Annotated in this window: 25 protein-coding genes, 2 pseudogenes and 1 other annotated feature; of the genes and pseudogenes, 8 read left to right on the forward strand and 19 right to left on the reverse strand. The window is 40.2% G+C overall.

The window, feature by feature from the left end; genetic code table 11:
* Nucleotides 1-16: 16 nt before the first annotated feature.
* A complete protein-coding gene (locus AC4CUZ_RS17500; protein WP_279692547.1) occupies nt 17-916 on the reverse strand; it encodes a LysR family transcriptional regulator in 900 nt (299 codons plus the stop codon).
* Between the two features lie 135 nt (nt 917-1,051).
* Here AC4CUZ_RS17500 and AC4CUZ_RS17505 point away from each other — a divergent pair, with 135 nt between their 5' ends.
* From AC4CUZ_RS17505 to AC4CUZ_RS17515, 3 genes are all read left to right on the forward strand, one after another.
* Nucleotides 1,052-1,792, forward strand: a complete 741-nt coding sequence (locus AC4CUZ_RS17505) for an SDR family oxidoreductase (RefSeq protein WP_279692537.1) — start codon at nt 1,052-1,054, stop codon at nt 1,790-1,792.
* A 73-nt stretch (nt 1,793-1,865) separates the two neighbouring features.
* Nucleotides 1,866-2,864, forward strand: coding sequence for a zinc-binding alcohol dehydrogenase family protein (locus AC4CUZ_RS17510; RefSeq protein ID WP_279692539.1), 999 nt, complete (start codon nt 1,866-1,868; stop codon nt 2,862-2,864).
* 20 nt (nt 2,865-2,884) lie between these two features.
* On the forward strand, nt 2,885-3,169 hold the full coding sequence (locus tag AC4CUZ_RS17515) for a putative quinol monooxygenase (RefSeq protein WP_004281848.1): 285 nt from the start codon (nt 2,885-2,887) through the stop codon (nt 3,167-3,169).
* Between the two features lie 165 nt (nt 3,170-3,334).
* Here the strand turns inward: AC4CUZ_RS17515 and AC4CUZ_RS17520 are convergent.
* Nucleotides 3,335-4,293 (reverse strand): annotated as a pseudogene (locus AC4CUZ_RS17520) (IS5 family transposase).
* Nucleotides 4,294-4,839: 546 nt separating this feature from the next.
* Nucleotides 4,840-5,832 (reverse strand): Fic family protein, encoded by a 993-nt coding sequence (locus AC4CUZ_RS17525; protein ID WP_279692542.1) that lies wholly within the window; start codon nt 5,830-5,832, stop codon nt 4,840-4,842.
* Between the two features lie 199 nt (nt 5,833-6,031).
* Here AC4CUZ_RS17525 and AC4CUZ_RS17530 point away from each other — a divergent pair, with 199 nt between their 5' ends.
* From AC4CUZ_RS17530 to AC4CUZ_RS17550, 5 genes and pseudogenes are all read left to right on the forward strand, one after another.
* Entirely contained in the window at nt 6,032-6,715 is a 684-nt protein-coding gene (locus tag AC4CUZ_RS17530) for a cupin domain-containing protein (protein WP_279692544.1), read from the forward strand.
* A gap of 155 nt (nt 6,716-6,870) precedes the next feature.
* Nucleotides 6,871-7,602 (forward strand): Fic family protein, encoded by a 732-nt coding sequence (locus AC4CUZ_RS17535; protein WP_279692545.1) that lies wholly within the window; start codon nt 6,871-6,873, stop codon nt 7,600-7,602.
* 273 nt (nt 7,603-7,875) lie between these two features.
* On the forward strand, nt 7,876-8,286 hold the full coding sequence (locus AC4CUZ_RS17540; protein ID WP_202971251.1) for a transposase family protein: 411 nt from the start codon (nt 7,876-7,878) through the stop codon (nt 8,284-8,286).
* Between the two features lie 47 nt (nt 8,287-8,333).
* Nucleotides 8,334-9,553, forward strand: a protein-coding gene (locus tag AC4CUZ_RS17545) for an IS3 family transposase (RefSeq protein ID WP_419298864.1) whose coding sequence is annotated in 2 segments (ribosomal slippage) — nt 8,334-8,610 and nt 8,610-9,553 — 1,221 coding nt in all. Because the reading frame shifts where the segments join, the coding sequence is not laid out codon by codon here.
* Nucleotides 8,609-8,725: a sequence feature (AL1L pseudoknot), on the forward strand. Its footprint overlaps the gene before it by 117 nt.
* A 298-nt stretch (nt 9,554-9,851) precedes the next feature.
* Nucleotides 9,852-10,067: pseudogene (locus AC4CUZ_RS17550) on the forward strand (Fic family protein); the annotation flags it as partial.
* A gap of 114 nt (nt 10,068-10,181) precedes the next feature.
* Here the strand turns inward: AC4CUZ_RS17550 and codA are convergent.
* From codA to AC4CUZ_RS17630, 16 genes are all read right to left on the reverse strand, one after another.
* Nucleotides 10,182-11,447 carry a cytosine deaminase gene (gene codA, locus AC4CUZ_RS17555; RefSeq protein WP_279691010.1) on the reverse strand — a complete coding sequence of 422 codons (1,266 nt, stop codon included), beginning with the start codon at nt 11,445-11,447 and terminating at the stop codon, nt 10,182-10,184.
* Nucleotides 11,448-11,467: 20 nt separating this feature from the next.
* On the reverse strand, nt 11,468-12,679 hold the full coding sequence (locus tag AC4CUZ_RS17560; RefSeq protein WP_026070411.1) for a PucR family transcriptional regulator: 1,212 nt from the start codon (nt 12,677-12,679) through the stop codon (nt 11,468-11,470).
* A 4-nt stretch (nt 12,680-12,683) separates the two neighbouring features.
* The gene (gene codB, locus AC4CUZ_RS17565; RefSeq protein WP_004730473.1) at nt 12,684-13,958 is read right to left on the reverse strand and encodes a cytosine permease; all 1,275 of its coding nucleotides are present in this window, start codon (nt 13,956-13,958) and stop codon (nt 12,684-12,686) included.
* Between the two features lie 797 nt (nt 13,959-14,755).
* Nucleotides 14,756-15,331, reverse strand: a complete 576-nt coding sequence (locus AC4CUZ_RS17570; protein ID WP_005400088.1) for a lysozyme — start codon at nt 15,329-15,331, stop codon at nt 14,756-14,758.
* Nucleotides 15,331-15,549 (reverse strand): hypothetical protein, encoded by a 219-nt coding sequence (locus AC4CUZ_RS17575; protein ID WP_063454338.1) that lies wholly within the window; start codon nt 15,547-15,549, stop codon nt 15,331-15,333. The genes AC4CUZ_RS17570 and AC4CUZ_RS17575 overlap by 1 nt, the downstream gene beginning before the upstream one ends.
* The gene (locus AC4CUZ_RS17580) at nt 15,546-16,103 is read right to left on the reverse strand and encodes a coiled-coil domain-containing protein (protein WP_490747963.1); all 558 of its coding nucleotides are present in this window, start codon (nt 16,101-16,103) and stop codon (nt 15,546-15,548) included. The genes AC4CUZ_RS17575 and AC4CUZ_RS17580 overlap by 4 nt, the downstream gene beginning before the upstream one ends.
* 60 nt (nt 16,104-16,163) lie before the next feature.
* Nucleotides 16,164-16,895 carry a hypothetical protein gene (locus AC4CUZ_RS17585; protein ID WP_490747964.1) on the reverse strand — a complete coding sequence of 244 codons (732 nt, stop codon included), beginning with the start codon at nt 16,893-16,895 and terminating at the stop codon, nt 16,164-16,166.
* A gap of 100 nt (nt 16,896-16,995) precedes the next feature.
* Complete coding sequence (locus tag AC4CUZ_RS17590; protein ID WP_490747965.1) at nt 16,996-17,352, reverse strand: hypothetical protein; 357 nt, start codon at nt 17,350-17,352, stop codon at nt 16,996-16,998.
* A complete protein-coding gene (locus tag AC4CUZ_RS17595) occupies nt 17,349-21,833 on the reverse strand; it encodes a TipJ family phage tail tip protein (protein WP_490747966.1) in 4,485 nt (1,494 codons plus the stop codon). The genes AC4CUZ_RS17590 and AC4CUZ_RS17595 overlap by 4 nt, the downstream gene beginning before the upstream one ends.
* A gap of 54 nt (nt 21,834-21,887) precedes the next feature.
* Nucleotides 21,888-22,478 carry a tail assembly protein gene (locus AC4CUZ_RS17600; protein ID WP_490747967.1) on the reverse strand — a complete coding sequence of 197 codons (591 nt, stop codon included), beginning with the start codon at nt 22,476-22,478 and terminating at the stop codon, nt 21,888-21,890.
* Nucleotides 22,462-23,211 carry a C40 family peptidase gene (locus AC4CUZ_RS17605; protein ID WP_490748082.1) on the reverse strand — a complete coding sequence of 250 codons (750 nt, stop codon included), beginning with the start codon at nt 23,209-23,211 and terminating at the stop codon, nt 22,462-22,464. Before AC4CUZ_RS17605 ends, AC4CUZ_RS17600 begins: the two co-directional genes overlap by 17 nt.
* A complete protein-coding gene (locus AC4CUZ_RS17610) occupies nt 23,211-24,008 on the reverse strand; it encodes a phage minor tail protein L (RefSeq protein ID WP_490747968.1) in 798 nt (265 codons plus the stop codon). Before AC4CUZ_RS17610 ends, AC4CUZ_RS17605 begins: the two co-directional genes overlap by 1 nt.
* Nucleotides 23,992-24,936 carry a phage tail fiber protein gene (locus AC4CUZ_RS17615; protein ID WP_490747969.1) on the reverse strand — a complete coding sequence of 315 codons (945 nt, stop codon included), beginning with the start codon at nt 24,934-24,936 and terminating at the stop codon, nt 23,992-23,994. Before AC4CUZ_RS17615 ends, AC4CUZ_RS17610 begins: the two co-directional genes overlap by 17 nt.
* A gap of 51 nt (nt 24,937-24,987) precedes the next feature.
* Nucleotides 24,988-25,329, reverse strand: coding sequence for a phage tail protein (locus AC4CUZ_RS17620; RefSeq protein ID WP_490747970.1), 342 nt, complete (start codon nt 25,327-25,329; stop codon nt 24,988-24,990).
* Nucleotides 25,326-25,802, reverse strand: coding sequence for a hypothetical protein (locus AC4CUZ_RS17625; RefSeq protein WP_490747971.1), 477 nt, complete (start codon nt 25,800-25,802; stop codon nt 25,326-25,328). Before AC4CUZ_RS17625 ends, AC4CUZ_RS17620 begins: the two co-directional genes overlap by 4 nt.
* 465 nt (nt 25,803-26,267) lie before the next feature.
* Nucleotides 26,268-26,591: a GrlR family regulatory protein gene (locus AC4CUZ_RS17630; RefSeq protein ID WP_058952014.1), complete on the reverse strand. Its 324-nt coding sequence runs from the start codon at nt 26,589-26,591 to the stop codon at nt 26,268-26,270.
* Nucleotides 26,592-26,594 lie beyond the last annotated feature (3 nt).

Consider the following 26,594-nt stretch of genomic DNA (forward strand, 5'->3'; position numbering starts at 1 on the left):
GTTAGTTCCATCTGATTCAGGTTTCTATATGGCCCAACACTTCCGCTAAGTAATCAAACAATGCTCGGATTCGCAAAGGTGTCGGGCCCCGCTGTGGACGATATAAATACAGGCGCCAAACGGGAGAGGTTTCCTCATGAAGTATCTGAATGAGCTTACCACTCCTAAGCCACGGCAAAACTAGAAATCCAGGCATGTGTCCGAATCCAACTCCAGCGAGAATAGCTTGAAATTCAGCTTCTAGATCATCTGTAATAAAACGAGGCTTTGATGGCGTGAAGCTTCGACTTTCGGTGAATGTCCATGGCCAGTAACGCCCTGTTTTATGATCGAATAGTGCTGTTAGAGGGTATTTATCAAGGTCAATAATTTTTTTGGGCATTCCGACCTTATCAATTAACTCTGGCGTACCCACAGAATAAAAGTTCACTTTAGCCAATTCCCTTGCCACATATCGATTGTCCGGCAAAAATCCAAATCTGATCCCGATATCTATCCGCTCATCGATCACATCCGAGTGTGAATCTGTTAGCACACAATCCACGACAATATCTGGGTAACGTGTGGCAAATTCTGCTAGTGCAGGTACTACCAATTTACGCCCTAACACTGACGAAACAGTAAGACGGACAGTCCCACGCATTTCATCTCGTTTTTCCTTGGTGTCTTTTACAAGCAGAGCATCAATCGATCCCACCGCAAAACGTGCTTGCTTTGCCAAACGCTCACCATCAGCAGTAATTTTAATTTGTCGAGTACTCCTGTAAAACAGAATCTCTCCGCGCTGCTCTTCTAGCTCTTTTATTGCCCGTGTCACTACCTGCGGGGAAATACCGAGCTGAGTTGCTGCCTCTTTAAAATTTCGAGACTCTGCTGCGACACAAAAGATACGCATCATTTCCAATTTGTTCTGCATGTCCAATCCTGTGTTATGGTAATTATTCCGTAAATAGGAATTCTGAAAGATAATATTATTCATTTATTATACCTAATAAGGCTGTAATACTTAATCCATCAAATATGATTGACAGATAGGTTGAAGGTTACTTGTATGAATAATATAGAAAATAAAGTTATTGTTATCACAGGTGCAAGTAGTGGTTTAGGTGAAGCTACTGCTCGCTTACTTGCTAAAAAAGGTGCAAAGGTTGTACTTGGTGCTAGACGTACTGAAAAATTAGAGGCTATTGTTCACGACATTCGTGCTGAAGGTGGTCAAGCTGAATTTATTGGTATGGATATAACCAAACCACATGAAGTACAAGCACTTATTGAAAAGGCATTAAGCGCATTTGGTCAAATCGATGTATTGGTAAACAATGCTGGATTAATGTCTATTGCACCATTAAGTGAGCTAAAAGTTGATGAATGGGATCGTATGATCGACATTAATATTAAAGGTGTTCTTTATGGTATAGCAGCTACCCTACCTGTTTTCCAAAAACAAAACTTTGGACACTTTATTAATCTCGCATCTGTTGCAGGGTTAAAAGTATTTAGTCCAGGCGGTACTGTTTATAGCGATACTAAGTTTGCTGTAAGAGCCATCTCTGAAGGACTTCGTCATGAAGTTGGGGGAACAATTAGAACGACGACTATTGAGCCTGGTGCAGTTGAGTCAGAACTAAAATTCGGTTCTTCTCATAAAGAAAGTTCAGAGTTTGTTACTGATTTCTACAAACAAGCCATACCAGCTGACTCAGTCGCTCGAGCAATTGCTTATGCAATTGAACAGCCTGCGGATGTAGACATTAATGAAATTGTTTTGCGCCCAACGAGCCAAGAGTTTTAATGATTGAATAATAAAAAATGGGAGCACTTCGCTTCCATTTTTACTATATTTTTTTAAAGTTGAGGACAAATCTATGAAAGCCGTATCGTATGTTATCAATAACCATGATGATTTTAAAAATTCATTGGTAGATATTGAAAAAGCGAAGCCTACGCTTAAGGAGCATGATGTACTGGTAAAAGTTCAGGCAATCTCTGTGAATCCAGTTGATACCAAAGTGAGAAAAAATTCGTCTGAAGCAAATAATCGTATTTTAGGTTGGGATGCTGTTGGTGAAATTGTTGAAATTGGCTCAAAAGTTACCGCGTTTAAAGTAGGAGATTCTGTTTGGTATGCTGGCGATTTAACCCGAGATGGTAGTAATGCTGAGTTTCAAGCAGTCGATGAACGAATTGTCAGTCTTAAACCCATTACAGTATCTAATGCAGAAGCCGCAGCATTGCCATTGACTGCAATAACGGCATGGGAAATGTTGTTTGATCGGTTTCAAATTTCAGAAACCGATGTTGGCAGTATTTTGATTATTGGTGGTGCAGGCGGTGTAGGCTCAATCGCTATCCAACTCCTAAAAGCAAAAACCAATCTGACCGTGATAACCACAGCGTCACGAGAAGAAACGAAATCTTGGGTGAAATCATTGGGTGCCGACCATGTCATTGATCATAGCAAAGATTTAAATGCACAAATCGAGACATTAGGCATTGAAAAACCAAAATACGTATTCTCTACAAATCATACAGAAACATATATCAAGCAAATAGTTTCTCTGATTGCACCACAAGGCAAGCTTGGATTGATCGATGATCCACAAACATTTGATATTATGCCGTTTAAGACTAAATCTATTTCTATCCATTGGGAGTTGATGTTCACTCGTTCAATGTATGAAACCGATGATATTGAAAAGCAAGGTGATCTATTGCAACAGGTTGCTCAATTAGTTGACCAGCAAAAAATTAGAAGTACCCTCAACCAAAATCTAGGCAAAATTAACGCTGCAAACTTGGAGAAGGCGCATAAGTTACTTGAATCAGGTAAGTCAAAAGGCAAAATTGTACTAGAAAACTTCTAAAACAAATTAAAGGTGAAATAATGACTATTTCAGTAATTGCGAACTTTAAGGCAAAGTCAGATCAAAAAGAGACGTTAGAAGCGCTTTTAAAAAGTGTAATAGAGCCTACGCTTCACGAAGAAGGATGCTTGAAATATGAGCTTTATATTAGCGAAAATGACTCGAGTAGATATTTCTTCTTAGAAGAATGGCGTAGCAGGGAGGATTTAGATATCCATATAGCGTCTGATTATATTCAAAGTTTATTTGGTAATATCCAATCGCTCATTGAATCCAGTGATATTGTAGAAATCAAAAAAATATAGCTGTATTCGGACATTATGATGAAGTATTCTTCAAAGTAACATAGGAACTTAGAAAGTTAATATAAAAATGGGAGCTCTAAGCTCCTATTTTTTCTGGTTTTTTTCATTTTTAGGGTGTTGTTGCACAAAGATTTGAAAGGCAAAGTGCCCCTAATTGAGCCAAATTTAAGGCGTAACTTGGGTAAGTGGTCGACCTAATTCCGTAAATCTGTTAAGGACTGCTACACGTGCATGGATCTCATTGACTTGGCTACCAAAACTCCTTGCACTGAGTTTATCTCCTAATAATTTAATGCAGTGCATCTTAGTTTCAACCAAACTTCGCCGATGATAGCCTGACCATTTTTCCATAGTGCCCTGCCTGAGAAGCACTGCTTCGCAAGATTAACTGTTCGAAGTAATTCATTTCGCTCTAGCGAGCTGCTTGTTCTTTGTATCTTTCTATGGTTTCGCATTTTTTCTAGGTGGAATCAGCGCATGCGCTTGCCGATCTGCAATGTCCTGACGGCATCGTTTTGTGTCATAAGCACCATCTGTATAGACAGAATCGATTTGTTCATCTAAAGGGATTTGAGCAAGTAAATCTTCCAGTACCTGTGAATCACAGACATTATTTGCGGTGAGTTGTACAGCACGTATTTGAAGGGTTTTAGCATCGATACCAATATGAAGCTTACGCCATTGGCGGCGATATTGAGGTCCATGTTTCTTGCGTTTCCATTCACCCTCATCTAGAAACTTCATGCTTGAAGAGTCCATGAGTAGATGCAGCCCATCGCTACTTTTTTGGTAGCTAATTGCAATATCAATATGCTTTTGTCTTCTACAAAGCGTGGTGTACGAATATCACTGATATTCGGGGCTGCTCATCCGCAAAGTTTAATCAGACTTTGCACAAAGCCAGTGACCATACGTAAATACAGACGGAATAAGGATTTAATCATTAAGCAGCATTGGATGGCAGCGTCGGAGTAGGTTTGATTTCGTCCTTGTTTGCCTTTTGATTGAGCATACCATTACATAGCTGGATCAAACCAAATGGCAATATTTACATGATTAATGAGAGCTCGGTTATATGAAGACCAAGTGGTTGTATGATAAATTTTAGGTGTAGGCTTATTCATTTGAAAATTATATTGTGGAATAAGCCTTAGATATAGGTTTGTGTAACAAAGCCGAGCTCAAATGAGACCCCATATTTAACATGGTCAAAATATTAGCTAAACGATCAGCTAATCGCTCATGAGTAGAACTATTTTGTTTCATCAATCAATAAGCAAATTTATGTGGGTACATGGACAGATTGTGTCATCGTTATCAATCTTTTACTCTTATTTATTAAAAATTTTAAATGTTGTTTAAAGTTCATTTTATTTCATTAAATAATACAAATTCTCATCTTTGCTGATCGGATAGCGTCAATTGAACTCAAAACCTAACTCATTTATTTTAAAGCTTTTTAATTGAATAAAAAAATTCATTGACCCAATTTTGACCTAAATTAGATTTAGTGCATTGAATCACTTTAAAATCTTGTTCAAATCCGAATTCAGGATTTGAAGTGGCGTACTGACATTATAGCAGAAAATTACACCTAAAAATAAATGAAATATTATAACATTACAATTAGCTCATTATGATATTAATAATCACATCCACCTCAGTATAGTTCAATTTTTTAATTTGTACTTTTGCTTAGGACTCTTAGGCTTATCAGGAAAGGTGCGTTCAATCACACCGGCTTCTAATGCTGGAGTTAAATAATTTTTTTGGAATGTTGCTCGATGGGACAAGTCTAATAGAGCCATAAGCTCAGCTAAGCTATATTCCTTCTGCTCCATCTTCTGGACGAGACGTTTAACTTGATCGCTAACTTGTACCCTAGCTTGAGCGGTATCTTGATCGCTGGCATCAGAACTGAGTATTGCATCTAAAATCATCTGCAAAATAAACTCAATAAAAGGTGCTGAATCTGAGCGATCTGTGCTCGCTTGCAATGCATCGTAATAAGCTTTTTGGTTTTGATAAATCAAGCTTTCTACAGGGATATTGAGAAAAATTGGATTCCACTGGCTTAAGATTAAAGTTTGCCATAAACGTCCCATACGCCCATTGCCATCAGCAAATGGATGTATAAACTCAAACTCATAATGAAATACTGAACTCTGAATCAATGGGTGCTCATTGCCTTCAGCCAACCACTGCAATAATTCTCCCATTAAGCGATGCACTTGATTTGCAGGCGGAGCCATATGCACGACTCGATCCCCTGACATCACACCAACACCGCCATGGCGATACTGTCCAACCTCATCAATCAGTCCTGTCATCAATATTTGATGTGCTTTCAGCAAATGTGTTTCTTGATCAGGGTTCCAATTTTGAATTTCTTCATATGCTTTTAGGGCATTACGGACTTCTTGAACTTCTTTAGGTGGCGCGATAATGGTCTTGCCATTCAGGATCGCTGTGATTTGCTCTGTACTCAAGGTATTCCCTTCGATCGCTAAAGACCCTTGAATCGTTCGGATACGATTTGCTTTTCGCAATTTAAGGCTATCTTGAATTTGGGTTAATGCAGTCAAACGCCCTATTGATTCACTAATTTGTGCAATCAAGTGAATAATTCTAGAGGTGATCGTATAAGGCGGTTGATATCTCATGCCATTCCTCATTGATGTAAAAACAAAGCACAGTTGATTAAACTCTAAAATATTAATATTGCATAGCTTAATGAGTAATATCTGCTATTAACCTGCTTATCTTTTCTGAAACAGTGAGATAACTCATCGCTATTTCTTTTAAAATAAACCTATGCATTCTCGTTAAAATACGTAGGTTTTTTCATTACAGGACAGCATTATGTTTATTCATGCCGACTTCTCACAGCCCGTCATCATCAAGCCAGAGGATTACCATTGGGTGAAATCTCCAGGAGGTGAAGTCGATAGAATGATGCTTGATCGTATTGGCAATGAGAAAGCACGTGCAACTAGTCTTGTGAAATACGCGCCAGAATCTGCCTTTCCTGAACATCAGCATCCTTTGGGTGAAGAAGTCCTTATCTTGTCAGGCATTTTTACAGAGAATGCTGAAGATGATTATCCGGCAGGCTGGTATTTACGTAATCCCCATCATTCAACTCATCAGGTTTCCAGTAAAGCTGGTTGTTTAATCTTTGTGAAACTGATGCAAATGACCGAACATGAGATAGAGCCCACCCGAATTAATACCAATGATCCAGCGAATTGGAAGCTTACTAAACATCGGATGAGATGCCCGTTATTTCAATCGGAACATGAACAGACCTATTTAGAAAAGCTAAAACCTGCTCAGATTTTCGAAGAGAAATCAAAACAAGGGATTGAAGTGCTAATTATCAAAGGTCAATTATTTTGCGGCACTGAAATATATCCCGCAGGTTCATGGGTCCGTCTTCCCATCAATAGTGCGGCTAAATTTCAGGCAGGTCTATCAGGCGCAACGCTTTATGTCAAAACTGGTCATCTACAGCATGCAATGGGCGTATGGGGAAATGAACAATAATGGGTTTTCAAAATGAGGCTGTCTCGTGTCTAGAATATTGAAAGCCATCCAATTACTACTTTTATAATCAATACAAAATGTAATGATATATCACTACATTTCTGATATTTCTTTTTTCATGTATGATCGACTAAGATAAATTCAGGGATAAGGTTATGTTTGAAACTATTGATGATTTAAAGAAAAAATTAGATCAACATCGCCCTCTTTCTCCATCAATTGTTAAAAATTTACAAGAAGATCTTATTGTCCGCTGGACCTATCATTCGAATGCAATTGAAGGCAATACACTCACCCTGCTAGAAACAAAAGTAGTACTCGAAGGTATTACTGTTGGTGGAAAGGCATTAAGAGAACACTTCGAAGCGATCAACCATAGAAATGCAATTTACTATGTTGAAGATATCATTCGGAAAGAGGAGCCTTTTTCTGAATGGCAAATTCGTAATATCCATCAGCTTATCTTAAAAAATATTGATGATGATAATGCTGGACGTTATCGTCAGCAAAATGTCCTGATATCAGGTGCGACGTCTACCCCGCTTGATTACACGTTATTAAATGACAAGATGGTTCAATTCGTAGACTGGTATAATAGTGAAGCACATAAGCTGCATCCAATTGAACGTGCAGCCAAAGTACATGCTGATTTTGTAGGTATCCATCCATTCATTGATGGCAATGGCCGTACATCACGTCTATTGATGAACCTCGAATTGATTAAAGCTGGTTATCCTCCTTGTGTAATAACAGTTGAAAACCGATTGGCCTACTATGAGGCCCTAGATCAATGGATGGCTTATGGAAAAACTGAAGCATTTATCCACTTGGTTTCCGATGCGGTACTCGAAGGATTTAAACCGTATCAAGTTGTTTTAGGTCTTTAAAATGAAGACTTGGTTTATACTTAGTTTATACAATAGTATCAAAATTCTACTTATGCCGATCCATAATTTTATGGGCTTATAAATTATGAACAAACTCGAATTCATGATTTAATATAATCTCGTGCTTTAATTTCTTTTTCACACAATAAACATGAATTTTTTTATAGAATCAAAACCACCTACTTCCGATGATATTAATACTAGATCTCTTTCATAAATCAAAAAATGATCTACCTTTTGCTGATTATTTGTACCGAAGAATCTTAAATATTCATGCATAATTTGCAGATGAAATACGTCGATTCAAAAAATCTTTCTGAACCCCAGTTTAAGCGATATACAGGCATCTCATGGTCAACCTTTGATTTAATGATTGAACAACTGAAATTGTCTGTCCCTGCTAAAGGTAGACCATCCAAATTGAGCATAGAAGATCAAATCCTTCTGTGCTTAAGTTATTGGCGTGAATACCGAACATTGTTCCATATTGCAACGAACTATGGTGTGTCAGAGCCCACTGCTTCAAGAATTGTCCGCCATGTAGAGGACTGCCTCATCAAGTCTAATCTCTTTAACTTGCCGAAGGATTTACCTGAAGGCGAAGGTATAGACTGGAATGTGGTGATCGTAGACGCCACAGAAATTCCAATACAAAGACCTAAAAAAACAAAAGAAAAGCTATGAACCGTACCGGGTTTGTCGGAGAGTCAATATTCTGAGAGACTATCCCGATGACAAAATTAAAATATACCCCTGAAATCAGAGAAAGAGCGGTTCAATTACTAATTGAATCTGAAAAAGATTATCCTTCTACTTGGGCAGCAATCACAGCTATTGCTCCTAAAATCGGTTGTACTCCTGAAACACTACGTGTTTGGTATCAAAAATATTTAGATAAACAAAATCCAGTTAAAGTACAGCAGCTTTCAGACCAAGAACGTATCAAACAACTCGAACGCGAAAATAAAGAACTGCAACGCGCCAATGAGATTCTACGTAAAGCAGCCGCTTTTTTCGCCCAGGCGGAGCTCGACCGCCCACACAAATAATGGTGGATTTTATCCATAACAATAAAGATCGATATGGTGTTGAAGCGATTTGTAGAATTTTACCGATTGCAGCTTCGACCTATTATCGGGCTTTAGATCTCGTTGACAATCCAGAACATCGAGCGAAACGAGATCTACATGATGAGCATCATGCTGAACAAATTAAACGAATTTGGAAGGAAAGTTCAGGTCGATATGGTGTACGTAAAGTCTGGCAAAAATTAAAACGTGAGGGTTATGTTATTGCACGTTGTACAGTTGCTCGATTAATGAAAAAGCTAGGTATACAAGGTGTTTGGCGAGGTAAGAATAAACAAACCACCCGTAGCCGAGATGACCAAAAACGGGCAGATGATTTAGTGAAACGTAATTTTAATGCTGATCATCCAAACCAACTATGGGTGGGTGACTTTACGTATATTCAAACTCATTCAGGCTGGGTATATACCGCATTTGTTATTGATGTGTTCTCACGAGCAATTGTTGGATGGAAAGTATCTACACGGATGAATACAGATATGGTGCTCGATGCATTGGAGCAAGCATTGCACGATCGAGGTATGCCTAAGAATGTGATTCATCATTCCGATAGAGGTGTTCAATATCTTTCTATTCGCTATACCAATCGTTTAGAAGCTGCAAATTTACGAGCATCAGTCGGTACAACTGGTGATTCATACGATAATGCTCTGGCTGAAACGGTGAATGGCTTATACAAAACAGAGGTGATTGAATATTTAAAAGCAGATTGGCAAGGTTTAGCAGATGTACAACTTGCGACACTAAACTGGGTAGATTGGTTCAATAAAAAGCGTGTACACAGTGCACTGGGTTATGTATCGCCTTTTGAGTTTGAAGCAATGTACTATGATAAGATTAACCCGTTAGGTCAGGTGGCCTAACTTAAATAAAAAAGTCTCCGACAAACCTGGTACGGTTCATATCTCTAAATAAGCCACAATCCTACATAGCAAAAGTGGAAAATTTCGATAGGAGGCTTGATGTTTTAGAGCTTTATGATTGGCTCAAGTGCTTAAATGTTCCAATTATTTCTTTTTTAGAAAATATTTTTTAGTTTGATTAATAATCACTTTTGAACACTTTAATTAAGATACATATAAATAATACATACTATGCATTTTTAGAAGATGGTATTTATCAATTACTTATATCGCATATACACAGTATTCACTATAAATAGTTGATGGCAATGGCCGTACATCACGCCTATTGATGAACCTCGAATTGCTTAAAGCTGGTTATCCACCTTGTGTGATTACTGTAGAGAATCGTTTAGCTTACTATGAAGCATTGGATCAATGGATGGCTTATGGAAAAACTGAAGCTTTTATTCAGTTGATTTCCAAAGCAGTGGTCGAAGGATTTAAACCGTATCAGGTTGTTTTAGGAATTTAGGCGAACTCTGTCTTTCAAAGCTTTGTGCAACAAAGCCCTTAGCTTTTAAAACTTTAGTAAATTAGCTCTATAACATTGAAAAAACCGATGTATAAACATCGGTTTTTTATTTAATTATGCTGGTGTAGTTAGATTCTCAACTTTGGTTAAGTTCACTTGCTCCTGATATCTTTGCATAATAATTTTACCATTACGCACACTTAAAATAGCTTTTGTTTGATTCGCAACAACCTCATAATCATTTTTAGCCGGCATAATAATGAAGCTTGCTGGACGTCCGACCTCAATCCCGTATTGATCACCTAGACATAAAGTCTTGGCCGAATTATATGAAACAAAATCCAAGCAACGTTGTAAGTCTTCGTAACCCAGCATATGACAGATATGTAAGCCAGCATCCAGAATACGAATAATATTACCGTTTCCTACTGGATACCAAGGATCACGAATTGAATCCTGAGCAAAACAAATATTCATGCCTGCACGGTCAATTTCTGGTACACGGGTCAAACCTCGGCGCTTTGGATAGCTATCAAATCTTCCTTGCAAATGAATACTTTCTGTAGGGCACGAAATAAAGTTAATTTTAGAACGTTTTAGTAAGCGGAATAACTTGTAACAATAGGCATTGTCATAAGATCCCATGGCTGTAGTGTGGCTAGCTGTTACACGTTCCCCCATACCTCGTACATGTGCTTCATCTGCCAAAACTTCCAAAAAGCGAGATGCTGGATCATCAATCTCATCACAGTGTACATCCACCAGACAGTTATATTTTTCAGCTAAATCCATCAAGAAATGAACTGAACTTACACCTTTTTCACGGGTATATTCAAAATGTGGAATGCCACCAACTACATCAGCACCAAGCTTTACGGCTTCCTCCATTAAAGCACGACCATTTTTAAATGACTCAATACCTTCTTGTGGAAATGCTACAATCTGCAAATTCACTTTATCTTTGATTTCTTCTTTAACTTCAAGCATAGCTCGCATTGCAGTTAAGCTTGGATCAGTGACATCGACATGTGTACGCACATGTTGAATACCATGCTCAATGAGCATATCTAGCGTTTTTAAAGCACGTAGTTTAGTATCTTCAAAAGTGATCGTGGCTTTACGTTGCCCCCAACGTTCAATCCCTTCAAAGAGTGTACCTGACATATTCCACTCAGGCTCACCCGCAGTGAGTACAGCATCTAAATGAATGTGTGGATCAACTAAAGGAGCCATGACTAATTGTTGTTGTGCATCGATAGTATCTACATCAACTGTTTGAATGAGACTAGCCTGTTTTTCAATGGCTTCAAAGATGCCATTGTTGTAAGTAATACTAAATAGCCCTTCTTGTTGACGTAAAACTGCATTGATAATTTTCATGTTGGTTCCTTTTAAAATAATTAATGACTCATGTGCCAGATCAGTAATGCCATTGAAGCATTTAGACGGAAATTTGCCTCAGTTAAGACCTGATTTGTCAATGATTCAATTTTTTGAATCCGTTGGTTTAAGGTGTTTCTATGGATACCAAGTCGTTTGGCTGTATCATTTAAGTTGCCATTTTCTTTAAGCCAGGCATCTAACGTTTCGAGTAGTACAAATGGATGCTTTTTATCGCTAATGAGAATACCCACGGTTTCATGCATGAATTGCTGCAATACGCTTTTGTTCGGAATCGCTTTTAAAAGTTTTAGCACCCCCAAATCACGATATTGGCAAATACTATTTTTCATCTGCATTTCAAAAGCAATTTCCTGAGCTTGGGATGCTTCCCAAAATCCTCGTTGAAATGCCACTGCAGAATTCACTTCATTTGATAACCCTGCAAAGACCTTAAGGTTATTATCAAGTTGACTCATTTGATCGATCACTTCTATGAGTGATTTTTTCCACGCATCGATATCATGATCATCAAGGTTGAGTACCAAACTAAACTGATCCCCCTGACGGATGACTGGAATTTTTTGCTTCCACTGTTTGGACCATTTTTCCAAGGCTTCATAACACTGTTGTTTAATTCTGAAAAAATGATTTTCATGCACAGCATCAGTATCGGTATGAAACAAGGCATGAATATTGTGTAAGCGCAGTACTGTAATCACATGACGTCCAAGTAAGTTAATTTTTAACTGTTTGGCACGAAGTTGAATTGTCTCTACCGATGGAAAATCCCCTGTCAGTAATTGAGAGATTACATCTTCACTCGATTTTTTGACTTGAGAAAACTGAACTAGCTGTGTACCAATCGCATGCGTAACTTCAACCATCTTCAAACTGTAAGGTTGCTCAATTAACGGTAAACCAAGCTCATTTGCGCGTGAAATAAGTTTAGGTGGAATTTCATGGATATATTCCTGACCTGTCATAATGACAAGCGCAGCTACATTTCGTTCATATGCCTGTTCAAGTAACCCTAAGAGATTATTTTCATCACGGGTATAGTTGATTCCCGTAACAAATACAATCTCTCCACCCTCAATCCATTCAGCGATTCCTTCATTTTCTGCTACATAGAACCAGCGGACAGGCCGATGAATATTTTCTGTTCCACCACATAATTTTAGTGGGTAAAGTGAAGGTAGATTCAGGATATCTTGAACGGTCATATTCATCGCATTACTCCACTGCATCTACTATATTTAAGACAGATGATTCCTGACGTAATGGGAATAAATAATTCAACACACTATAAGTGGTACATGCCACCACAATACCCACAATAGGTGCAATCCATGGTGATACATAGGCAACAATTGCGCCTGTGAAATAAGCAATCAAACCAATCCAGTTAAAATTAGGAATATTTGCTTCAGCTAATAATGGATATTTTCCTTTATGACGAATCCAGTAATCCGCCATGATCACACCACCAAGTGGAGGAATAATTGCGCCAAGGAGTAATAAGAACGGAATCAATAGCTCATACATACCAGCAGCAGCTAAAATGATCCCCGCAACAGCAGCTACAAGCACCATGGTTTTACGGCGTTCACTTCTTACCATATGGCAAGCAGCAGTTGAAACACTATAGATTGCTGGGCCTTGGATCGTCCATAAGTTCAGGCAAAGCATCACTACTGCAGCAATAGATAACCCTTGTAAGACTAAGACCTCTACAATATCGGGTTGTTGATAAACGATTGCCATCCAAGCGCCTGCTAGGACCATTAGACCATTACCAATTACAAAGCTCACTAGACATGCCCAAATCGCGATTTTTCCGCTCTTAGACATGCGCGTCCAATTGGTAATTTGTGTTGCACCACTAGCAAAGGTACCAAATACCATGGTAATGGCTGTTGCCAATGTGAGTGTTTCTGTCGGTTGAACACTAGTTAAACCAGTCCATCCACCAATTTCTTTGGTCGCCAAGACAATAGAAGTAACGAGCAAAATAAACATTAAAGGAATCGATACACGGGATAGATATTCAAGTCCTTTAAAGCCAACAATTGCTGTAATGGAAAAACCGAGTCCAAATAGCACCATCAAAGGAATGAGTAAACTGTCAGAAAATCCTAATATTTTTCCAAGTGAAATCGCCAGAGTTGCTGTTCCCCAAGCAAACCAGCCTAATTCAGCAAAACCTAAAATAAAGTCTGATAATTTACTGCCCCAGTTGCCAAAGCAGAAACGTCCCATTAGAACTGTATTTAAGCCACTACGTGCAGAAATAAATCCCAAGGTCGCGGCATAAGCTCCTAATAGCAAGTTGCCTATGGCTACAATCCACAAAATATCAGTGAACTCAAAAGCCACCCCAATTTTTCCACCAGCGAACATAGTTCCTGTGAAAAAAGTAAAACTAAATAACACTAAGGCTATTGGGAAAAAGCCTTTACGTTGTGAAAGTGGTGTTTCTGTTAAAGGCGACTCTGCATGCGCGCTCATATTCAACACTCCTACTATTCAATTAAAATTCTTGAGCGCTGTATTGCAAGAGCTATGCCAATTTTTTAACGTTTAAATTTATTTAGGTTAAATTGTTAAATGTGGGCAATTTGCACATATTTTTACTTTTCATGCAGAGTAAATGGGTAAAATACTGTGCTTTAATAACATTCAGTGATTTTATTTTGTGCATTTTAGAAACTGTAAATATTACAGAACATGCTGATATTAACGGACAGATAAGGAGACTATTACAAATGTAAAATTTCGGGTTGTTTTTCTATTTTTGTTTGATCTTACTCATTTCGACGCTCTTGTATGTCAGATGTCATTTTTCTCTTTCTTGAACGCTTTTTTCTTGGCAGTAAATGGATTTTTTGCACAAAGATGTGAAAACTTGTCCCCCCATTTTCATAGCAAAAATTTCACTTATTTATTAATACATAGTTTTTAAATAGTTTGAAGAGGTGGCGGGAGTTGAACCCGCAAACATCAAACACAATAAAACTCAATCAAACTCAGACCTTTTGAATACAAGGGTTTGCACTTTTAATTTCTAATAGAATATGACTGTTTTACACGTCAGTCTGTCAAAAAACCTGTCAAGACCTTATTCATTTCAACTAGGCATTCTGTAAATGGTTCAGATGTCTTTGTAAAAAAGTAGTCATTCAATAAATCAGTCTTACCTCATTTTCATTAATTCACACACTGCACACATACAGTGACATGCACCTTTGTCGAAATCGAATGTGCTGTGCAGCCTGAAAGCAGGATGCACAGCAATAATGCTTTGATCATGATAGAAACAAAGCCTTTTCTTTAGCACGTCGATTCACAAGCCCTTGCATACGTTTACCGCCCGCATTCACCCATACATCAAACTGATCTGCAGCACCACGAATATCATTGGCATTCAACTTTTTAACCAACGTCGATTTGCTAAATGCATTAGTCCCAATGTTGTAGGCAAGTGATACCAGTGCATCAAACTGATTTTGATTAAGTTGCACTGTGACTGCCTTATTTACAGTAGCTTCAAACTTCTTTAAATCATGTGCCATGTATGTCTTAGCTTGTGCTTCCGTGCAGGTATCACCTTTCATAACTTTAATGCCGTTCGGATAAACTGTGGTACCGAAACCAATCGTCCACACTCCCACTCCATCGTCATAGGCAGTAAGTCTCTTACCTTCAAAATTACAGATCAGGTCTATTCCACTTGGGCTGATGTGCATTTCATCTGTGGCGATACCCAGCATATCATTCAGGTCATCATAGGCGGTTGCAATTAACTTATCTGCAGCATCAACCTGCTTTTGGGTGAGTTTGCCACCACTGATCTTTCGCAGGAAATCAAATATGTGTTTCATTATGGGCTACCCTTAACTTTAGGCTGTGCAATCTTACGGCCAATGTACGCCAATGCAGGCAATACAACTGAAAGCAAAATAGCATGGTATTCAGTCGGAATGAGTTGTGTGTTGATGCCCTCTTGAATTAAAACAGGAAGAACACCCAATAAAAAAGCTCCGATAATTGGGAGCTTTACAGATAAATATTTCCAGACGTTTTCGGGGATGAATTTCATTTTTCCTCTCTCACATTTCGTTCATAAAGTTTGTTTCGGATTTCTTCAACTGTTCTTAAAAGTTGATCAGACTGTTTTTCAAGAACTTGGATGCTTTGGGCGTTGGTCGTGGCTTGAGTGTTTACCGTGTCTGTTTTGCTCGTTTGAGTATTCCAAGCGACGACGAATAGTCCTGCTAAGAAAATGCCACCAAAGCGCACAAGGTTGGTGATACTGTCGATCTTGGTTTTACTTTCATGCAGCACTCTAATCTGTGAATCCACTTCCTTAAACTTCGGATCAACTTCGTTTCTGAGTTGCTTAATCTCACTTTTGAAGTTTGACTTTGCTCGGTCTAAATCTTCTTGCAGATTGTCACGCGTTTGAGTTAAGTCATTTCGTGTCTGTTGATGCTCTTTGTTGAGCTGCTCTAACTGCATGTTCATACGGTCGAGCTTCTGAGGCATCTCAGCTAACTTGTCCATGTTTTTGGATATGTCGGTGATCTTGTCTGAAATAGCGAGCAACTGACCTGCTGTCGCTACTGGTGGGTCGGATGAGTAGTCATTTGGCATTGTGCCCCCTATTTTTTGTCAATAAAAAAGCACCCGAGGGTGCGATTAAGCTTGTCTTTGTTAGTTTCCAAAGCCTGTGTAAACATCATGCTCATAAGGACAATAAATTATGTTTTCAAAAAAACCTGAGTAAGATTGTGATTGGTTGTTGCCACTTACATTTCGCTGAGCAACCAGTTGAACTTGTAAAGTTGTTGCGTTAGGAAAAGAAAGTACAGGGCGGTAGTGCGTGCTTGCATAGGACACCCCGCTGCTGCTAATGCGGTACGCTGCGTAAAATGGAAGGGATGAACGCTGGGAAATATATAAGTGCTGCTGATTCACAGTCGCAGGCAGGGCTAGGGTGTACGTTGCAGCTACTCCAACGCCAGCGCCTACACGCACCCCTCCATGTAATGTGCCGACGTGCTGTAAATACCCTTTAAGCGCGTCGAAAACCAATTCTTGCTGTGCGTTATATACCAACATTCCCAGCTTACTTGGTGTCATTTTCGCGGTGGTATATAAGCATAACTGTATTGGTGAGTTTGGGGTATCTGCTACGACAGAAACACCTAGTTCGTATCGAGCTAGAGTATTATCGTACCGTATAAATGTTAGCGCACGGAAAGCCTCATTGTTATCATTGCGTGCAAACACCATTAAACGCCTGCGCACTTCAGTCAATCCAGCCTCGGTGTCTGGGTAGTCAAAACCAAGTGCGCGAAGTGACGACCCGAAAGCAAGTATATGCTGCTGGTAGCTGTACGCCCACTCGTTTGTAGGTGTCCGATAGTTAGACGCTGGTTTCAACGTACTACCTGTAAATACTTGCTTTTTTATCAGAAACTTGGGTGTAACGAACTGATCATCAATAACAACATTCACGTTATCGTTGCGTATCTCAAAGTACTTAACCACGCTGCCCTCCAATAATGAACTTTGTTCCCGCCTTAACAAGTGGTTCAGCCCACTGTGCGACTTCGCCCGTAGCCAAATTGAATGTTTTTATTCCATAGAAGTTTATTCGCCAAGATGTACCACCCAAGTGCTGAAAATCGTATAGATAACCCCCTGTAACATCCATTACAACGTAGAACATCGGCACTGTAATATGACTCGGTATGCTGAAATCATATGACGCTGAAGTTCCGTTAGAGTTAATATTAGGCAGTGTGCGCTCCTCATCAATGTAGGACATTGGTAGCACACCCTGAAATACACTAAGCGTCCCACTTTTGACGCCAATCTCGATACCTGTGTTAATCATATGAACACTCCAATACGCACCCTGATATTTCCTGCAGCATCTTTAACAGTAATTTCCTCACCTGAAATAGTAGTGCTACCATTTTCACTCGCTGAGACAAACGTACCTAAGTTGGCACTAACAGCACTCAAACTCCCAATACTCGCTGTATCAATATGCGCCAATTTAATTGATGCATAATCCATAAAAGCAGTTTTCAAGTAAGCACCAACTGGAAACACCGTGCCTGTTAAAGGATCAGTGTAGGGTGTAGTGCGGAAAATGAATGGGTAGTAAGGTGTACTTCCCTCGCTAGCTGGACCCGCTAAAGCAAACGAGTTAGCACGAATAACAAAGTTGCTGTAATTCGTACCTCCGCTTTCCTCAACCGCCAAGCCGTAAGACGAAATCACTCCACCGCTATCAAGCTTGATTGTGTGTTGTGCTTTAATCTTACTTTCAGTCAGAACAAGTGAGTTTAGCCTTGCTTTATCTGCTGTGATTTGTGCAACTTGCGAAGAAATAGCGTCTTTCTGTGCATTTGCATCAACTTTAGCAGCGTTTAGCTCTGCGATTTGGCTTGTATAAAGATCAATTAACTCCTGATTTTTATCCGCCTTTGCTTGCTCTGCTGTGCGCTTACTTGTTATCTCAGCAATTCTTGCATCATAGCTATTTACTGCTGAAGTGAGTGCTGCGGCTTGCCCTTGCAGCTTGGCGATGTCCTCATCAAGTCGAGCTTTTGCAATCTCATTCTTGAGCTTGTTTAGGTCGCCAACAGCGCTAACAACTTCAATACCTGTCTGCTGACCGTCCACATAACCTTGAATTGTCTTAATCTCACCACCGATTGCATCAAGCCTGTCAGTAAAGACACCCTGCTCAAGCTCAATAGTTGCAATGTTTTGTGTTGCAGTGTCGGCTTTATCAAGAGCATCATCTGCCGTATCTTGCGCAGTCTTTGTGCTTGCCTGAAGTGTATCGAACCGACCAGCAAAGGCTTCATTGTCATTCGATCGCGCTGTTTCCAGTGTTTTGATTGCCGCCCTATTCCCCTTAACATCAACTTTTAGCGTGTTAATGCGAGATGATAGTGCCTCATTCTCCTGCGCTCTTGCATAAGCTTCGTTTTGAACCAGTGCTTTTGTATCGCTAATCTCAGCAACAGTGGTGTCGATGCGCTGACTCAAAGCCATGTCATTTTCAATCACTGCTGATTGTAAAGTCCATGTCCCCGCAAGACCTGTTGAGCCAATAAACCCTTCGGTTGATCCGATTAGGTCGGGGTACACCTGTGCATACACACCGTCAAGACGAGTGGTGTTTGCCTTAACCTTGTCGTCAACTTCAGCAATACTAGCGTTGGTTTGAGTCAATGCGCCTGTACTGGCTTTAGTTCCAAGTTCGACAGTAATTTCCTCAATCTTGAGTGCATTCGCGTCTGACTTGCCTGCTGATGCGGTTGCTTTTTCTAATGCGATGGCTGCTCCTGCTGCCGCTATGTCTGCTGTATCTGCTGATTGCTCTGCAACTGCTTTAACTTCGGTCACAAGACTTGATAGTGCTCTTGTGTCATCAATAGCAATATTGGCTTTCTGCAAAGCACCTGCTGAGTTGAACAAGGCATTACCAGCATCATCTTCTGCAACTTTCACCCGACCATCTAACGCTTGAGTTTGTTCAATCGCTAAAGATGAATCAGATAATGCAATATCAAGACTATCCTGAAAACTAGCGAGCGCATTGTCATTGCTGAGCTTGTAAGTGTTCACGTAGCCGTAAATTGCAGTTTCACCATTCTTACGATCTAAAACTTCTTGCGTTAAACCATCGTCTAAGTCTTGAATTGCTGTAACTCGCTGTTGATGTTCCAAAGCAAGTTCATCACTGATTTGATCTGTCTGAATTTGAACAGCACTAATATTTTCAATCAAATTACCAATGTCGCCATCCAAACCTGCAATTGTGTCGATCTTATCAATCTTGGTTTGCAAGTTTTGGTGTAATTGTGACTCGGTGATTTTGCCTGACAAAATATCAAGTACAGCAGACGCATCGGCCGATGTGGTTGCATTCGTATATTGCGACCACGGGCCAATATTCCCGATGCGGTCAATCAATCGTCCACGGAAATAACGTGTTAGATTTGGCTGCATTCCTTGAATGACGTGGCTGTTTGTTGGGTATGCGAAAAGCCCAAGTTGCGCAGCATTGGCACCATTTGCAGTGCTTGCAATCTCAATTTCCGTATAAGCGGTATCGAGCGCACCAGTCGCAGGGAAATTCCAATTTAAACGGTAGCCAAATAAGATGCCAGTCGCAGCAATATTTGCTAACGCTGGCGGTAATCCTTGTTTGCCAGATAGAGTTGTTAAAACAGAATAAGTCGGTAAAGAAGCAATATCAAATGCTGAAATCGCAGTAACACGCGCTTCGTAGTTGCCCGCATAAATGCCCTGTACTTCAACCGAATTACTGCCTGTAATTGGCAATTTAATCCAGTTGCCATCATCCTTGCGCCATTCCACTTGATACTTTGTAGCACCTTGCGCTTGATCCCAAGTAATCAGCATGGTTTCAACAGACAAGCCTTGCTGTACCATGTTTTCAGATGAAATTAAAACATTGGTGACAGGTGCTTGAGTCGTCGGATTAATGATTGAAATTGGGCGTTCATCAATGAAAGCACCGAAATCAATAGCATCATATTTTGCTGATTCATACTGTAGTGCAGTGATTGAAAACTGATGTTTGTCGTCTTGAGTAATACTCATGACGCGAAACTTCATTGTTTTTAAGTCTTGCGCATCAACGACCCAAACATTTTCAGCAGCAACGCTATCAAACGCCACTGTGACTGTGACTTTGCGGCCAATTTTTGATGACACGATTCGAGTTTGCGCTTTACCATTTTCACCGTTTACAACCAGTCGATCACCTGCACGACACACCACGCCATCACGATCTAAGGTGATAATTTTGCGGTCAGCACTCACAGCAGAAATACGCCCACCGTTGGCGCGGCCTGCAAAAAGCTCATCTGCAATTTCAATTACTTTACCTGGTTGTGGAATATAACCATCCAAACCAACTTTAAAAGATACAGTGCGAGTTTCCAGTTGCTCAGACTTTAATGCCCAAAGCCCTGCACGTTGCGCTTGACCCTCAGAAGTACAACCCCATGCGTCAATTTCAGCAATACGCACACCGAGCTTTGCAATAGCCGCTTCATCACGAACATAGACATACTCAGTTTTATAGTGATTCGCAGGGTTATCCCAAGCCACTTTTGCAACAGTGTGTCGATCGCGTGCACGAGTGCCCGAATATTCAAACATGCCATCAATGACATTAGCGCGAGTGTAGGTGAAGTAAGTGTCTTGTGGAATATCAGCATCACAGACAATTGAATTGCCGTCCCAATAAGAAATTGCACGGAATACGCCTGCCAGTTTACTGAGAATTACATAAGCATCTTCGGTAGATTGCAGATATACGTTACAAGTAAAGCGTGGCTCTTGACCACCTTTGCCATCATTCACCATTTGGTCGCAGTATTGGGCAAGGCGATATAAAGACCACTTGTCCAGCATTGCAGCCATTAATCGATCACCCAAAGCATAGCGTTTTGATGTGCAAATGTCGTAATAAATCCATGCAGGGTTATTGGTATAAGCACGCTTGAATGTGCCGTCCCACATGCCTGCATAGGTACGCGTCACTGGATCGTAATTTGATGGAACCTGAAGCTTAACCCCTTTTAAATCGACTGCAACTTTTGCAACATTAGAAAATGTTTCAGCATCATATTGCAAGCCAAGCATGGCGGTATTCGGATAGCTTAACTTTAGGTCGATGACTTCTGTTAGTGCATCCACATACATTTTGTCACTGATATATTCTGAAGTTGAGCTCGGTGTTATGCGACGGACACGGATAGTCCAACCAGTATCGGACTTTGGCAAATCAATACGGTGTGAGCGTTCATAGTTTGCTGAGGTTTTATCTGAAATCTTAGTGTTTAAAACTTCTGCCCATGTGCCACCACCTGTCTGCAAATCAATTGCATAACGAATCGTGATGCCGCTTACATCGCCATTATCGGCATTTTGTTGGCGTAATGGTCCCCACTTAAAGCGAACACGCACCGCATCTAAATCGGTATTTGAGATAGCGCGAACCCAAGGCGTGCCAGAAACCAATTCGACATTAATCGCTGTTTCAGACGAAATATCAGGAAAACCCTCAATGTGTGTTTGATCGTTCGTACCATGTCGAAAATCAAACTGAATATCCTGAAAATTTGATCCACCATTCGGGTTGTGAAGTGGCGTTTCTTCTAAATAAACAGACTGTAAACCATTCGCCAAGCCTTCGACTTCACCTTCCGATAAGCCATACAAAATTTTAATATAGGTTTTAGATTGTGCTGAATCGGGTGCGATTACCGCCTTTCTTGCTTCACCACTGCCTGCTTTTGCGCCTTTAATTACTGCGTTCATACATTTCCCTAGACAATAAAAAAGGCGCTTATTGCGCCTGTGTTTTTTAAATATTTACATTAAATCTTCTGGGTATTGTCCAGCGCTTGCGATAAAGCCGCCGACTTCACGCTGACCATACAAAACTGGCACTGGATTGCCTTGTGCAACTGTTGTGACTGCACTACCAAAGCCTTTATTGGCCTTGTTGCCGTCTTGGTTTTGGTCTTGATTATCAATCTTGGGCATGAGCATCATAGCAATACCACCAATCATCATACCAATACCTGCACCAATCAAAGCAGCACCTAATGGCGCACCACCACCTAAGGTACCAATGGTGACCAGAACCCCGACTACAACCAAGACAGCACCCAAGACAGTTTGTATGATACCCCCATCACCACCCGCACCTTTTACTTTTGGCACTACTTTAATCACTTTGGCGCTTGTGTTCATGTCAATTTCGGCTTCAGAAATATTTTGCTCATCTTGAAATACTGCGAACTCTAAACCTTGTTCATGCGCATGTAGCATAAAGTGTTCAAAGCCTTGTACTTGAACCGATAAAGCACGCATGGCTTCACGGGTATTTTCTACATCGAGCCGAAACTCTTTGCCGAACTTTTTGGCTAAAATGCCGTATAACTTAATTGTTTTGAGCATATCGAACCACCTTTGCAACTCGCTCTTGCCACTGTGGACCATAGATTTCACGCACGGATTTACGGCCATACGGGTGATGCAAAATAAGTGCTGACCCAATGCAAGGCTCGGTCTTTTCAGATTTCAGCATACCGTTATCACCCAACCAAATGACCGCATGATTAACATGCTCGGTGCGTCCGACTCGACATAACAAGACATCACCATATTGCGGCTGATCCACTTCAACAAAGCCTTCTTTCTCAAAGTTATCAAGATAAAGCGAGGGATTCTCCTTAGACTCCCACCACAAGTCTTGACGCTCATAGTCTGGGATATAAATACCCAACTCGCGCTGATAAAAATCACGAACAATGGCAAAGCAGTCTTGTATGCCGTGAATATAGTTGCGACCAACCAAAGGCGCTTTATATCCGCATGGCTCATACACTTGAAATTCAATGTCGGGATAAGCGCAAATCACCCACGGCTTTTGATGCAACTCAATTTGAATTAAATCAATATCGGATGCGCGTGCTGAAGCGTTTGGATGTGAATGCACATAAGCCTGAATCTCACCCATATCTTCGGCTTTCGCTAAATCTTCAGGATGAATTTCAAACTGATCTTTATTGTCTGAAATGTTTCGGCATGGGATGTATTCTTTATTCACAATCACACCGCAGCATTCACTTGGATAAACTTCAACAGCATGTGCTTGGATTGCTTTTTTAAGTTTTGCGGTTAGTTTCATCACATTAAACTCGACGCTGGAAAGCCACCAAAGCGGATTTCATTATTGCGAATACGGCATGAAGACAGTCGGCCAGAGCAGCGATCTAGCGCAGGGTTGTCCGTTGGCTCGTCTTTATCTGTAAACATGGCTGCACCTGTAAATTGACATTCTTCCCCCCTGTAATTACCCATCGCGCACCAGTGGCAGTAATTAGAAATCTGCCGAACTGGAATTTTTAAGCCTTCAAAGTCGATTGGATTTGAAAGCTCAAACGTCACAGCATTGGCATTTTCGGAAGTCTTTTGTTCAATGTACCAAAGTTGTTCTTTTGCTTCATTTGAAGCGGATGCATTGCCCGCACTAAAGTTTTCAGCGTCAAGATACTTGGCTAGTGTGGTAATGACCTTGAGCTTTGCACCTGCAAAATCACCAAACTGTAAACAGTAAGCTGAAATTGCGCCATGAATGCCACCAATATTGTTCGCCATGCTTAAAGTGGGTGCTGATGCTTTACCATCTGAGCGCATCTCCAAACCTGAAACTTCCAAAGCCATCGGCTCAAAGGCTTGACCTTGCCAGATGATGTTTCGCATCCAGACTTTGTTTTCACCGCTCTCGAACACTTCACCAATTAATTGAGTTGTGTCCCCGAGCAAGCCATCTGAACCAATCAGGCTATAAATACGCTCCCAATCTTCATATGAAATATGGCCGTGAAAACGTAAAATGCCCGCACCTAAAGCGCGAGCATCGAGTTCAAATAGCGTAATCAGTCCATCGACATAGAGTTTTTGGAAATCACTGTTCAGTGCCATTCATCATCTCCGAAACCGCTTGTGAAATACCTGTAGGTTGGAAACTTGCTGGCGTATTGGATACAGGTGGCACAAATTCAGGCTGAGGTAATTCTTGCAGTCGAATATCAATCCAACGGCCAACAGGAATATCAATGGCTTGCTCTAGATCGGCAACAATTGAGGCTGTCTCTATATCAAACTTTTTCTTATAGGTTTTAACGGAAATATCTTGGTTTTCGAGCTGCTCATAGACTACAGCGACCAATGAATTTCCATTAGCGTCTTTTGGCGTTTCAACATACCAACCTTCTTGCGCAAAACCTGTTGAACGCTTAATTAAATAATCACCAACACCAATTTTTTCAAAAATAATATCTTGCAGGATAGCTTCTTTATTTAAATCTATTTTTTCAGAATAAAGCTTCACAATCGGTGATGCTGCTTTGACAAAACCATTAGAATCAACGGTTGTATTTCTTCGGCTCAAGAAAGCGACCGCATCACCAAATATGGCGCTATTGGTTGAATGTCGTAAATATAATTCACCTCCTGTTGTGAAAAACAAATCATGTAACCAGCGATTTGCCTCCTCAGTACCAAAGCCCAATCGTAGCACGTTGCCATATCCACTCGGTAAGGATGGATCATCATAACAATCTAGACCTGATCGCCAATTATCCATGTTATCTAAAAATGTTTTACTTTTAACAACCAAGCCATCAGTGCTCTTACACCCCAAACCAAACGCACCTACCTCCATCACATTTCCAGCTTGAGTGCCTGTGTTTTTAAAAGCAGCAGTACCTAATTTATTTAAATTCGTACCATCGCCGAGATAGTTGTAAAGCTCATTGTCATTCGCTTGCAGTTTTGCCGAGCCTGTTCGGAAAGTATCACCGCCTGCGCCTGTTGGTGCTGTACCTTGATTAATAGTTTGCTTAGCCATAATTTACGCCCACAAAAAAGCCCTCGATTGAGGGCATAAAGTTGATTGAAGTTAAGGTTTAAAGTCTTGGGTGAATGTAGTGGAGATTGACCAGACATCACCACCTAAACTGACTGGCATATAGTCACCTGCTACTACGCGAACCTCGCCATCTAAAGGCGAATCCCATAGAAATGAGTCAGATCCCTTATGTGCATCAAAAAAGGCTTTAATCTCTAAGATCAAAGCCTTCTTGCCAGTCTTTTTGTATGCCCAAGTGCCTGACCGATTGTTAATCCCAACACTCGTTCGCTGTGTGTATCCATCGCCAAAACTGGACTGAAGAACTTTAAAGCTTGAGGTTTGGGAGTTGCTGTCTAGGTCATTACACCAGGTGAATTTTTGGTTGCTCATTTCCCACCACTCAGGACATTAAGGCGGCAATCCAATGCTGAAACCATAGTTGAAAGCGCCTTAATCTGATTTTCCATTTCAGTGATGTATGGAGGTTTGATGTAGCCACCTTCTGAAAACTTGTTGCCAGCAAGTAATCCACCTCGTTGCTGGTCTTTCTTGATCGCAGCCTTAATTGAATCACTGATCATTTGACCAAGGTCTTTAGCTGGTTCTGACTGTGGTTTAACGATTACTGTTTCCAGTAAAAGCGCCTGATATTGCATGTCATCTAGAACCAAAATGACTCCAGTAAGCTCAACAATCCAGTCATTGAATTTAATTGGTAAACTTTGACTTCCTCGCTCGAAGTACATTTCAATATCCTTTAAGCGACCCTTTCCCATATAACAAAAATGACCACCAAAAAGAGCCTGAATTTCCTCATCATTGCCAGTAAATGTGCCTGTTTTTTTAAATTGAATTGCTTTCATTTTTTGTACCTCAATAAGAATGAGCAGCTCAGCCCAAAAACAAAAGCCACTACGAAAATTTTGTAGTGACTTGGGTTAATTAAGAAAGAGGCTGCGTATAGGATTAGGGAAATAGCTAGGGCTAGCGATATAGCCATTATCGTTTTCATAATTTGCTCAATAAAAAACCCGTCCTAAAAAGAACGGGCTTATGAATTAGTTGACGGGCACAACTCCGCCTTATGTGCATGTCGCTTTTTCTTGCATGAGGTTGCGACATTAAGAGAAAACAGTATGCCAGTAGGCTTTAGTTTTTGAGCGAGTTAGAAAATAATAAAAGCCCCATTTTTTAGCTAAATGCTGTTGGCTCTTTCCTGTATATTTTACGCAAAATTTAATAAATGCATTGCTTAGAAATTGTTTCATTTTACTTATCCTTTAGATAATAAAAAAGGACGCTAATGCGCCCTTTCTTTTACTTAAAAATTAAACCAATAAATCACCAATAAATTTAGCCTCTACAGTGATTTTTACCCCTGGAGCAAAATCACTACCACCAACCAAATTATAACCATTGCTAGTTTCTTGAATATTTAACTTCAGATCATGCTGTGAAGCTTGCCCCATAACCGATGAAACAGAACTATCGTGCTGTTGAATATCAAGGTTTACTTTATCGCCTTCGATTTTTCCCTTATAAGAAAACCCAAAGTCACCACCATTGATGATTTTATTCTGAACAACGACAGTGCCTGTACCGAAATCCTGAATATTACTTTTGAATTGGACGAAATAAATTCCATCTTTCATTTT

The sequence above is a fragment of the Acinetobacter sp. 789_lipA genome, from assembly GCF_058242845.1.